Genomic DNA, 12,005 nt, shown 5'->3' with positions numbered 1-12,005 from the left:
TTCGCCTTACCTGACCGACGACAGCAACAACGCATCCATTGCGCTATACCCGCGGACCTCATAAGCAACGTGCTATCAGGCATAACGAGGTTCATCATCAACGCCATGATACCTGGAGCATCATATTTAGAGATAACCTTACCGCAACGTTTACACTAGCGGTAGCGTTTTGTGGGGCTATTTTGATCCTGTTCAGCCAGCCAGGCGAGCTTTTCGCCAATCTTGCCTTCCAGACCACGATTTGTCGGATGATAATAGCGCGTTTGCGCGATTTCCGGCGGGAAGTACACTTCACCCGCAGCATAGGCATTGGGCTCATCGTGGGCATAGCGGTACTCCTGGCCATAACCCATCTCTTTCATCAGTTTGGTTGGCGCATTACGCAGATGGACAGGAACGTCATAATCAGGACGTTCGCGCGCGTCGGCCAGCGCAGCCTTAAAGGCGGTATAGACGGCGTTGCTCTTCGGCGCGCAGGCGAGATAAACGATAGCCTGCGCGATCGCCCTTTCGCCTTCAGCCGGACCAACGCGGGTGAAACAATCCCACGCGGCAATAGCGACCTGCATCGCGCGCGGATCGGCATTACCCACATCTTCCGAGGCAATCGCCAGGCAGCGACGCGCCACGTACAGCGGATCGCCTCCCGCGGTAATGATACGGGCATACCAATAGAGGGCGGCATCCGGCGCGCTGCCGCGCACTGATTTATGTAAGGCGGAAATAAGATCGTAGAAGCGATCGCCTTTGTTATCAAAACGCGCGCTGCGCTCGCCGGCGATCTCGGTCAACAAGGAGGGCAATAAAACGCGTTTGCCGCTATCATCCGCCTCCGCCATATCGGCCATCATTTCCAGCGTATTTAAGGCGCGCCGCGCGTCGCCATTGACCAGCTCAGCAATCGCTCGCCGTGTCTCATCCGGTAACACGATATCCTGATCGCCGTAACCACGCGTTTTGTCCTGCATCGCCTGGTCCAGTACTTGCTCAATATCGTCAGTGGTCAACGATTTCAGCAGATAGACCCGCGCTCGCGACAATAGCGCCGAGTTCAGCTCAAAAGAGGGATTTTCCGTGGTCGCGCCGATAAAGGTGATAGTGCCATCTTCGATATGCGGTAAAAAGGCGTCCTGCTGGCTTTTGTTAAAGCGATGCACTTCATCGACAAACAGGATGGTACGGCGACCGGCATTACGATTCTGGCGGGCGCGCTCGATAGCTTCGCGAATCTCTTTTACCCCAGAAGTGACGGCGGAAATACGCTCGACATCGGCGCTGGCGTAGCGGGCGATCACTTCAGCGAGCGTGGTTTTCCCCGTCCCTGGCGGCCCCCATAAAATCATGGAGTGCAGATGCCCGGCCTCAATAGCGCGAGGCAACGGCTTACCTGCGGCCAGCAAATGCTGCTGGCCGATATACTGCGCTAAATTTTCCGGCCGCATCCGCGCGGCCAGCGGTTGAAACGTATTATCAGAAAAATCGAGCGACAGATTGCTCACTCATCGCCTCTACTTACGTTGGTCGTCTATCGTTACCCCTTGCGGCGGAGTAAACGTAAATTTTGACGGATCAACAGCGCCGTTTTGCTGGGATTTTAGCTGATAGGCGCTACGCTGATCGTCTTGTTCTACGGCGCTAAACTGGTGGATAGTCCCGTCGCGTCCCACATTGATGGTGAACTGTTTCAGATTGCCGTTGCTGGCTTTCGGCGTCAGCACAAAATTATCGCCATCCTGCTTAATATTATACTGCTGCCAGTCGCTGGCCTGGTTGCGGGCAATCAGCATAAACGGTGTATTTCCGGTGGCATCTTTCAACCACGTGGCGGTAGCCTGTTCTACAAACGGGTTATAGAACCATAACGTTTTGCCGTCAGAAACCAGAATACTCTCGTCAGGTTGCGTCATATGCCAGTTGAATAGATTTGGCCGCTTAACCCATAAATCACCCTGTCCCTCCTGCACCGCGGCACCGCTGCCATCGGTGACTTTTTGAGTAAAGGTGGCATGAAAGCTGCTCACTTTATCCAGACGGCTTTTCAGAGAGCTGGCGGCGTCAGCCCATACGCTGCTGGCTACAACGCTTGAAAGTAATGCACAGGCGATTGCCATTTTTTTCATCATTATTCCTCAGGTTTCGACACTCCCGACCAGGAGCTCCTTTTGCTTTCTATTCCAGGCCAAAAATCAGCATGAGGAAAGAAGAAAATACTGAATTTTGTTGCCGGATGGCAGCCTGCACAGCGCCATCCGGCTTACAGGTTTACTCAAAAGGCGGCGGAGCCAGCACTTCACGATTACCGTTATGCCCCTGAGCGCTGACAATACCCTGCGCTTCCATCTGTTCGATAATACGCGCCGCACGGTTATAGCCGATGCGGAACTGACGCTGAACGCCTGAAATGGACGCTTTACGCTTCTGGGTGACGAAATTAACGGCCTGATCGAATAGCGCATCTAATTCTTCGCCGCCGTCAAAACCGCCACCGCCACCTTCGCTTTCGCTGTCGGAGGTAATGCCATCCACATATTGCGGACGACCGCGCGCTTTCCAGTCCTGAACCACCGCATGGACTTCCTGGTCACGCACAAACGCCCCATGGACACGTACCGGCATGGTGGAGTTTGGTCCGGAATAGAGCATGTCCCCCATTCCCAATAACGACTCAGCGCCACCCTGATCAAGAATGGTGCGGGAGTCGATCTTACTGGATACGGTAAAAGCGATACGGGTTGGAATGTTGGCTTTAATTAAACCAGTAATCACATCGACCGACGGACGCTGCGTCGCCAGTACCAGGTGAATCCCCGCGGCGCGCGCTTTCTGCGCCAGACGCGCGATCAGCTCTTCAACTTTTTTACCGACGGTCATCATCAGGTCGGCAAATTCATCAACCAGTACCACGATATACGGCAGTTTTTCCAGAACCGGATGCTGAACATCCATACTGTCGCCCGGCTTCCAGTACGGGTCCGGAATCGGACGCCCCATGCGGGCCGCTTCGGCGATTTTCTCGTTATACCCAGCCAGATTACGCACGCCGAGCGCGGACATCAGCTTATAGCGACGCTCCATCTCATTGACGCTCCAGCGTAACGCGTTAGCCGCGTCTTTCATGTCGGTAACAACTTCTGTCAGCAGATGCGGTATACCTTCATAGACCGAGAGTTCTAACATTTTCGGGTCGATCATGATAAAGCGAACGTCTTCCGGCTGCGCTTTATACAGCATACTGAGGATCATAGCGTTAACTCCGACCGACTTACCGGAACCGGTCGTACCGGCCACCAGCAGGTGAGGCATTTTCGCCAGATCCGCCACTACCGGATCGCCCGCGATATCCTTACCTAACACCACGGTAAGCGGCGACGGATTCTCGCGGAATTTGGCGTTATCCAACACTTCGCGCAGATAAACGGTTTGCCGTTTCTTGTTCGGCAATTCCAACCCTACGTAAGGTTTGCCTGGAATGACCTCCACAACGCGTACGGCTACCGTTGACAATGAGCGCGCCAGATCCCGGGAAAGGTTGGAGATACGCGCCGCTTTAACGCCCGGGGCCAGATTCAGTTCAAAGCGAGTAATGACCGGGCCTGGCGAATAGTTCACCACATCAGCTTTAATGCGGAAATCCGCCAGACGCGCTTCAACCAGACGCGCCATTTGCTCCAGCGCAAAGGTATCTACCGGTTCAACTTCGCTCGGCGGCGGCGTCAGAAGATCTAACGAAGGCAGCGGCGTCGTCGGACGCTGTAATGGACGACTGTCGCCGTTACGCATCAACAGCGGGTGAATCAGGCTGTCTTGCGGCGCTGTCGGTTGCTGCGGCTGCTGATACTGTGGCTGCGGCGCTACCGGCTGCTGCGGCTGCTGATACTGTGGCTGCGGCGCTACCGGCTGTTGCGGCTGCTGATACTGCGGTTGCGGTGCTATCGGCTGCTGCGGCTGCTGGTACTGTGGCTGCGGCGCTACCGGCTGTTGCGGCTGCTGATACTGCGGCTGCGGCGCTACCGGCTGTTGCGGCTGTTGATACTGCGGCTGCGGTGCTACCGGCTGCTGAACAGGCGTTGATTCGGGCATGACACTCGGCGTGAACAGCGGTTCGTGCGGACCTTCATCAACCAATACTTTCATTGGCGAGAAATCCAGATCGTCCAGTGAGAACGGCTGCGCGCCAGCGGGTTGCTCGCCGGAATATCGCTGCTGTTGCGAAGCGGCAAACTGGCGGGCTAATTCAGCTTCCGCAGCGGTATCGTCATCTTCTGCCTGTTGAGTATCATGCTGATACGTCTCACCATAACGATGCTGCTGCGACTGCGCAAACTGACGGGCTAACTCGTCCTGATGCATTGCATCTATTTCTTCATCGGTTAGCTGCGCGCCCGTCTCGTACTGATTGCGCTCCGCCTCGCGGGCTTTTTCTTCTGCAATCCTCTGTGACGGCAGCTTAATACCGTACGACGCCAGTTCCCGTCGGGTCGGCACGCGAACGCGGTTCGGACGCGGCAGTTGCGGACCAATCCCCTCTTTCACCTGCGGACGCGGCGCGCCGCCGGTAGCCAGACCAAATGCAGGCGCAGCGGCCGCGGTGCCTGCTGCCAGAGCGCCACTCTTAATACCTGCGTCAAGCGACGCGGCGGCGGCTACCGCTTCCACTGGCGGTATGGATGGCGCGACAGATACCGTAGGTTTGACCGGCACGTTCTCTTTTACCGGCTCCGGAATCGGTTGATACCATGCCGCCAGTTGTTCGCGCTCACGGGCGCGTTTCTCTTCCACCTCTTCAAAATAGTAAAGCGGAGGACGGGCGGGTCTGGTCTCTTCTATGACAGGTTCAGGCTCGGTGGCAACCGGCTGTTCGATAACCGGCGGCATGTGGGAAGGTTCAGCCGCTATCGGCTCCGGCTGATAAACCGGCGTCGGCTGATGGGTCGGCTCCGGCTGCCAGTGTTGTTCGGCATCCGGCGCCTGCCATTGCGGCTGTGTTTCCTGCGGCGCAAGAGAGTCATACTCTGCTGCGGTCGCTGGCGTCGCGGCGTATTGCGGCGCGGAAGCGACAGGCACAGGTTGCTGCCACGGCGCACTTTGCGCCTCCTGCGGTTGAGCATATTGCGGATGCGGCTGATACCCCTCCGGCGCAGGCGCGATAACCGGCTCGCCGGTTTGCGGCCCCGGTACGGGCTGCCACTCCACGGTCGGTTGCGCGACAACCGGCTCAGCCCCCGGCATGGGCGGCGTTTGCATTATGGGATCGGCGGACGCTGCCCACGTCTGGGTGACGGCAGTTGCGGCCGCAGCGGCGGCAACCGGTTCGGTGACAGAATGGCCGTTTAACAGCGGATCATATTCATCATATTCCGGCTGCGTCGCACGGTTGCCCGAAAACAGAACGTCGTCGGGATCGGCAGCGACGCCGCGCGCGCTATACTGAATGTCCTCGTCATCATCCATCCGTTTGCCGGAAAAGAGCGCGGCATCGGTCTGACGGCCCCGTGGATTGCTGAATTTTTCAGCCAGTCGCTTACGACGCGCCAACGCGCCGCGCAAAATACGCGCCCGGCGAGATTCACGCTGCACGCCGTCGGTTTCTTCATCGTATTCGTCATCATACTCTTCGTCGTCAACCCACGTATCATCACGCCGGGTACGGTTGCTGGCGAAGGTCAGTATATTAAGCAACCAGCCGCCTAATTTTTCGGCGATACTAACCCAGGACCAACCGGTAAAGAGCGTCAGCCCGGCAGCCCAAATACAGAGAAGCATTATCGTTCCGCCGCTACTATGCAACAACGGCTGCAGCGTGGTGCTTAACAGGCTGCCAATTACGCCGCCGGAGGCGAAATACCAGATATCGTCGGCATTAATGGCCGCCAGACCGCAGGAAGTGAGAATCAGCGCCAGCACGCCGATAAGGCGTAGCGACACAGCAAAATAGTCGATGTAATCATCCGTAGACTGATGACGCCACGCAAACCAACACCCGCCGACAATAATGACAGGGATGGTGTAGGCCATTACGCCAAAAATAAAGAACAGTGTATCGGCCAGCCACGCGCCCGGCGCGCCGCCTAAATTATGGATGGGTTCATGCCAGGCGGTTTGCGACCAACTGGGGTCCGAAGGGTTAAAGCTCAACAAGGCCGCCATCAGCCAGACGGCAAAAAGGGCAATAAGTATCAACAACGCTTCCAGAAGTCGGCGCCCGCTGCTTAACTTCGTCAATGTGACGTCTTTGTCTTCAGTATATTCCTGGCTCAAAAAAGGCTCTCCAGGTTCCAGGCTTTTCCCGCCCGATGCTAAAACGGACAACAGCACCGGGTTACCCCGGCACTGTTGCTGTATGGATTAACAGGAGTGTAATCAAACTACGGCGATTTTGCACCTGTTCCGTGTTAGCGTGTCTTAATAACCAGACGATTACTCTGTTTTACCTCTTCCATCACTACGTAAGTTCGGGTGTCGTTCACACCTGGCAAGCGCAGCAACGTCTCTCCCAATAGTTTTCGATACGCTGACATATCCGGTACACGGGTTTTCAACAGGTAGTCGAAATCGCCGGAAACCAAATGACACTCCTGAATCTCTTCAAGCTTTTGCACGGCGGCATTAAACTGTTCAAACACATCCGGCGCGCCGCGATTTAAGGTAATCTCAACGAATACCAGAAGTGACGCATCCAGATAATGCGGGTTCAACAGCGCCGTATAGCCCTGGATAAACCCCTGTCGCTCCAGCCGACGCACACGCTCAAGGCAAGGTGTCGGCGAAAGCCCTACTCGTTTAGAAAGCTCGACGTTGGAAATACGCCCATCCTTTTGCAGTTCATTAAGAATGTTACGATCGATACGGTCGAGATCTTTGCCAGGGCGCTTCTTGCTATCTACCATTATTATTGTCTCTCTGTATTCCTTCCCTACTCCTGCCTGACTCTACTCACATCACTGTTCAGAGTCGCTGCCCATCACAATAGACCGAAACCCAGAGGGATTAACGGCGCGCAATGCCTGGTCTATGGTGAGAAGACCGTTGCCTCGCGGCAGCTATCGACATCACGAATGGCGTCTGTCCACGCCATGCGTAGATTTCACTAGCCCGGTAAACATGGTATTTACATGCATGATTATGCAGCACATACATAACACAGTTTTTTTCTTCCTCGAATGTTTTCGCAAAACAGCAGGTGATTGTCAAAGCAAAACATCGATTTTTAGTACAACATGCCAGTTATTCATTAGAGAGGGCGGTAAACTGTCATTTCGTCACCTTATAAGTTACCGATTTCAAGTAAAATTTGTGATGATAACGTCGCTGTCCCGGTCGTTCATCGGTTCATGCTATTACACATATTGTTAACAAAATCGTTATGCTCTTTTTTTACGTCTGTAAATTCCCTACAATTCTGCTCATTGTCTGCCAACAACTATGGGGATCTCATGGGCACGACCAAACACAGTAAGCTGCTTATTCTGGGCTCAGGACCGGCGGGATATACCGCGGCGGTGTATGCCGCGCGCGCAAATTTACAGCCAGTACTTATTACCGGTATGGAAAAAGGCGGTCAACTGACTACCACGACGGAAGTGGAAAACTGGCCCGGCGATCCAAACGATTTGACCGGCCCGCTGCTGATGGAACGCATGCATGAACATGCGGCAAAATTTGAAACCGAGATAATTTTTGATCACATCAACAAAGTGGATCTGCAAAATCGTCCGTTCCGTCTGACAGGTGACAGCGCAGAGTACACTTGTGATGCGTTGATCATTGCGACCGGCGCTTCCGCGCGCTATCTGGGGCTGCCATCGGAAGAAGCCTTTAAAGGACGCGGCGTTTCCGCCTGCGCAACCTGCGACGGTTTCTTCTACCGCAACCAGAAAGTGGCGGTGATCGGCGGCGGCAACACCGCAGTTGAAGAAGCGCTTTATCTGTCCAACATCGCTTCGGAAGTACACCTTATCCATCGCCGTGACGGTTTCCGCGCTGAAAAAATCCTCATTAAGCGCCTGATGGATAAAGTCGAAAATGGCAATATCATCCTGCACACCAACCGGACGCTGGAAGAAGTGACCGGCGATCAGATGGGCGTCACTGGTCTGCGTCTTCGCGACACGCAGCAGAGCGATAATATCGAGACGCTGGACATCGCCGGACTTTTCGTAGCCATCGGTCATAGCCCAAACACGGCGCTCTTCGAAGGCCAGCTTGAGCTGGAAAATGGTTATATCAAAGTTCAGTCCGGCACCCATGGCAACGCCACACAAACCAGCATCCCTGGCGTATTCGCGGCGGGTGACGTTATGGATCATATTTACCGTCAGGCGATCACCTCTGCAGGTACGGGCTGTATGGCGGCGCTGGATGCTGAACGCTATCTCGATGGTCTGGCCGACGCGAGCAAATAGTTTTTACAAATCAGTAACAAAAGTAAAAAAGGCGACTATAAGTCGCCTTTATTTTTGCGTCGTTGTAACATTGCCCCTGCCTGAAATTCTAATAACTCACCTGCTAAGCGTGCAATGAATAAAACCCGTCAAAAAGAGCTGACCCGCTGGTTAAAACAGCAAAGCGTAATCTCCCAACGGTGGTTGAATATTTCCCGCCTGTTGGGATTCATGAGTGGCGTATTAATTGTCGCTCAGGCCTGGATCATGGCGCGTATCCTGCAACATATGATCATGGAGAACATTCCACGGGAAGCGCTGTTGCTCCCTTTTATCCTGCTGATACTGGTCTTTGTCCTTCGCGCCTGGGTGGTGTGGTTGCGCGAGCGCGTCGGTTTTCATGCCGGACAACATATTCGCTTTGAGATCCGCCGTCAGGTGTTGGATCGTCTGCAGCAAGCCGGCCCTGCCTGGATTCAGGGCAAGCCCGCCGGTAGCTGGGCGACGCTGGTGTTGGAACAGATTGACGATATGCATGACTATTATGCGCGCTATCTGCCGCAAATGGCGCTTGCCGTTTGCGTACCGCTCTTAATCGTGGCGGCGATTTTCCCGTCAAATTGGGCGGCGGCGCTGATTCTGCTGGGCACTGCCCCGCTCATTCCCCTATTTATGGCGATGGTGGGAATGGGCGCGGCTGACGCCAACCGCCGCAATTTCCTGGCGCTTGCCCGGCTAAGCGGCCATTTTCTTGACCGTCTGCGCGGGATGGAAACGCTGCGAATTTTCGGTCGTGGAGAAGCGGAAACCGAGAACATTCGCGCAGCATCGCAGGATTTTCGTCAACGCACGATGGAAGTACTGCGCCTCGCCTTTTTATCTTCCGGCGTGCTGGAGTTTTTCACCTCGCTTTCTATTGCGCTGGTCGCCGTTTATTTTGGCTTCTCTTACCTGGGCGAGCTGAACTTTGGTCATTACGGTACTGGTGTGACGCTCGCCGCCGGGTTCCTCGCTTTGATCCTCGCGCCGGAGTTTTTCCAGCCGTTACGCGACCTCGGCACGTTTTATCATGCTAAGGCGCAGGCGGTTGGCGCGGCGGATAGTCTGAAGACATTTCTGGAAACACCCCTCGCCCACCCGGCGCGCGGCGAAGTTGAGCTGGCGGAAAACGAACCTGTAACCATTGACGCAGTCAATCTTATTATCACCTCGCCAGAAGGCAAAACGCTTGCCGGGCCGCTGAATTTCTCATTAGCGGCAGGAGAACGCGCCGTCCTGGTAGGACGCAGCGGTTCCGGTAAAAGCTCTCTGTTGAATGTATTATCCGGTTTTCTCTCCTATCAGGGATCTTTGCGTATTAACGGTGTCGAGCTTCGCGATCTCTCGCCGGAATCCTGGCGCCAGCATCTCTCCTGGGTCGGACAAAACCCGCAATTACCTGCGGCGACGCTACGCGAAAATGTATTACTGGCGCGCCCGGACGCCAGCGAGCAGGAACTTTATGCCGCGCTTGACGCCGCATGGGTAAGCGAGTTTTTACCGCTGCTGCCGCAGGGAGTAGACACCCCGCTCGGCAATCATGCCAGCAGACTTTCCGTCGGCCAGGCACAGCGTGTAGCGGTCGCCCGTGCGCTACTTAATCCCTGTCAACTGCTACTGCTGGATGAACCGGCGGCAAGCCTGGACGCTCACAGCGAGCAACGCGTCATGCAAGCGTTAAAAGCGGCGTCAAAACGCCAGACCACATTAATGGTGACGCATCAGTTGGAAGATCTCGCCGACTGGGACGCTATCTGGGTTATGCAAGATGGCGCGATTGTCGAACAAGGCAGTTATGCCGAACTCAGCGCTGCCAACGGCGCTTTTGCGACGTTATTGGCTCACCGTCAGGAGGATATTTAAATGCGCGCGCTACTCCCTTATCTGACGCTTTATAAACGCCACAAATGGATGCTAACGCTGGGAATTGCGCTGGCAATCCTGACCCTGCTTGCCAGTATCGGGCTGCTGACGCTTTCCGGCTGGTTCCTGTCCGCGTCCGCTATCGCAGGCTTCGCGGGAATTTACAGTTTTAACTATATGCTCCCGGCAGCCGGCGTGCGCGGCGCGGCCATTACCCGTACCGCCGGTCGTTATTTTGAACGTCTGGTAAGTCATGACGCCACGTTCCGCGTGCTGCAACATCTGCGTATTTACACCTTCAGCAAACTTCTACCGCTCTCCCCCGCGGGTCTGGCACGATATCAGCAAGGTGAACTGCTGAACCGCATCGTTGCCGACGTCGACACGCTGGATCATCTCTATTTGCGCGTCATCTCCCCGCTGGTCGGCGCTTTTGTAGTGATTATGATTGTCACCCTGGGGCTTAGCGTTCTCGACGTGACGCTGGCGATCACGCTGGGCGGCATTATGCTGTTGACGCTGTTTATTATGCCGCCGGTGTTTTATCGCGCCGGCAAAAATACCGGCCAAAATCTGACGCATCTACGAGGTCAGTATCGCCAACAGCTCACGTCATGGTTACAGGGCCAGGCGGAACTCACCATTTTTGGCGCCAGCAAACGCTATCGGGCGCAAATGGAAGCCACCGAATTACAATGGCATGAGGCCCAACGCCGACAGTCTGAACTGACCGCCTTATCGCAGGCGTTAATGCTGCTGATTGGCGCGCTGGCGGTGATGTTAATGTTGTGGATGGCCTCCGGCGGCGTTGGCGGCAATACGCAGCCCGGCGCGCTCATCGCGCTGTTTGTCTTCTGCGCGCTGGCGGCTTTCGAGGCGCTTGCGCCCGTTACCGGCGCATTCCAGCATCTGGGGCAGGTTATCGCCTCTGCGCTTCGTATCACTGAATTAACGGAGCAAAAACCGGAGGTGACCTTTCCACAGGCAGAAACTCCCGCGCCGGAAAAGGTCACACTCACCCTGCGGGACGTTTCGTTTCGTTATCCCGACCAGCCGATTAATGCGCTCAATGCCCTCTCATTACAGGCTAATCCTGGCGAGCATGTCGCTATTCTGGGGCGTACCGGCTGCGGAAAATCAACGCTGTTGCAGCTACTCACCCGCGCCTGGGACCCGCAACAAGGCGAAATTCTGCTCAACGATCTTCCGCTATCCTCGCTGAGCGAATCCGCCTTACGCCAGACTATCAGCGTGGTGCCGCAGCGTGTCCACCTGTTCAGCGCCACACTGCGTGATAATTTATTACTGGCGGCGCCCAATGCCAGCGACGAAGCCCTTTCCGACATGCTGCGTCGCGTCGGCCTCGAAAATCTGCTCGAAGATAGTGGGCTTAATAGCTGGCTTGGCGAAGGCGGTCGTCTGCTGTCCGGCGGCGAACTTCGTCGCCTGGCCATCGCCCGCGCGCTGTTGCACGATGCCCCGTTAATGCTGTTGGATGAGCCCACTGAGGGGCTGGATGCGACCACCGAGAGCGAAATGCTGGAATTACTTGCCGATGTGATGCGCGAGAAAACCGTCCTGATGGTGACTCACCGTTTGCGCGGCCTGGCCCGTTTTGATCAAATCATCGTAATGGACGACGGGCGCATCATTGAGCGAGGCACTCATGCAGAATTGTTAGCCGGACAAGGGCGCTATTATCAGTTTAAACAACGTCTGTAA

Annotated in this window: 7 protein-coding genes; 3 read left to right on the top strand and 4 right to left on the bottom strand. The window is 55.4% G+C overall.

All coding sequences use genetic code 11. The features are described 5' to 3' along the window. Positions 1 to 155: 155 nt before the first annotated feature. From rarA to lrp, 4 genes are all read right to left on the bottom strand, one after another. Positions 156 to 1,499 (bottom strand): replication-associated recombination protein RarA, encoded by a 1,344-nt coding sequence (gene rarA / locus NA624_RS07900; protein WP_000067786.1) that lies wholly within the window; start codon positions 1,497 to 1,499, stop codon positions 156 to 158. A 9-nt stretch (positions 1,500 to 1,508) separates the two neighbouring features. Further along, positions 1,509 to 2,120: an outer membrane lipoprotein chaperone LolA gene (lolA, locus tag NA624_RS07895; RefSeq protein WP_001519746.1), complete on the bottom strand. Its 612-nt coding sequence runs from the start codon at positions 2,118 to 2,120 to the stop codon at positions 1,509 to 1,511. A 142-nt stretch (positions 2,121 to 2,262) separates the two neighbouring features. Then, complete coding sequence (gene ftsK, locus NA624_RS07890) at positions 2,263 to 6,258, bottom strand: DNA translocase FtsK (RefSeq protein WP_001549590.1); 3,996 nt, start codon at positions 6,256 to 6,258, stop codon at positions 2,263 to 2,265. A 134-nt stretch (positions 6,259 to 6,392) separates the two neighbouring features. Further along, positions 6,393 to 6,887 (bottom strand): leucine-responsive transcriptional regulator Lrp, encoded by a 495-nt coding sequence (gene lrp / locus NA624_RS07885; protein ID WP_000228469.1) that lies wholly within the window; start codon positions 6,885 to 6,887, stop codon positions 6,393 to 6,395. 546 nt (positions 6,888 to 7,433) lie between these two features. On the opposite strand from lrp, the gene trxB reads away from it, so the two are divergent. The 3 genes from trxB (at position 7,434) to cydC (ending at position 12,005) form a co-directional block, all read left to right on the top strand. Then, complete coding sequence (gene trxB, locus NA624_RS07880; RefSeq protein ID WP_000537406.1) at positions 7,434 to 8,402, top strand: thioredoxin-disulfide reductase; 969 nt, start codon at positions 7,434 to 7,436, stop codon at positions 8,400 to 8,402. 114 nt (positions 8,403 to 8,516) lie between these two features. Next, positions 8,517 to 10,283: a heme ABC transporter permease/ATP-binding protein CydD gene (cydD, locus tag NA624_RS07875; RefSeq protein WP_001044531.1), complete on the top strand. Its 1,767-nt coding sequence runs from the start codon at positions 8,517 to 8,519 to the stop codon at positions 10,281 to 10,283. Continuing rightward, positions 10,284 to 12,005, top strand: coding sequence for a heme ABC transporter ATP-binding protein/permease CydC (gene cydC, locus NA624_RS07870; RefSeq protein WP_001202249.1), 1,722 nt, complete (start codon positions 10,284 to 10,286; stop codon positions 12,003 to 12,005).

Source organism: Salmonella sp. NW38 (assembly GCF_051807745.1).
GTDB lineage: Bacteria > Pseudomonadota > Gammaproteobacteria > Enterobacterales > Enterobacteriaceae > Salmonella > Salmonella enterica.
The sequence above is the reverse complement of the archived record's forward strand: the minus strand, read 5'-3'. Positions and strand labels throughout refer to the sequence as shown.

Bases quoted from the DNA above. Each gene is read 5' to 3' on its own strand.
- lolA (WP_001519746.1), bottom strand. From the start codon at position 2,120: ATGAAAAAAATGGCAATCGCCTGTGCATTACTTTCAAGCGTTGTAGCC.
- lrp (WP_000228469.1), bottom strand. From the start codon at position 6,887: ATGGTAGATAGCAAGAAGCGCCCTGGCAAAGATCTCGACCGTATCGAT.
- trxB (WP_000537406.1), top strand. From the start codon at position 7,434: ATGGGCACGACCAAACACAGTAAGCTGCTTATTCTGGGCTCAGGACCG.
- cydD (WP_001044531.1), top strand. From the start codon at position 8,517: ATGAATAAAACCCGTCAAAAAGAGCTGACCCGCTGGTTAAAACAGCAA.
- cydC (WP_001202249.1), top strand. From the start codon at position 10,284: ATGCGCGCGCTACTCCCTTATCTGACGCTTTATAAACGCCACAAATGG.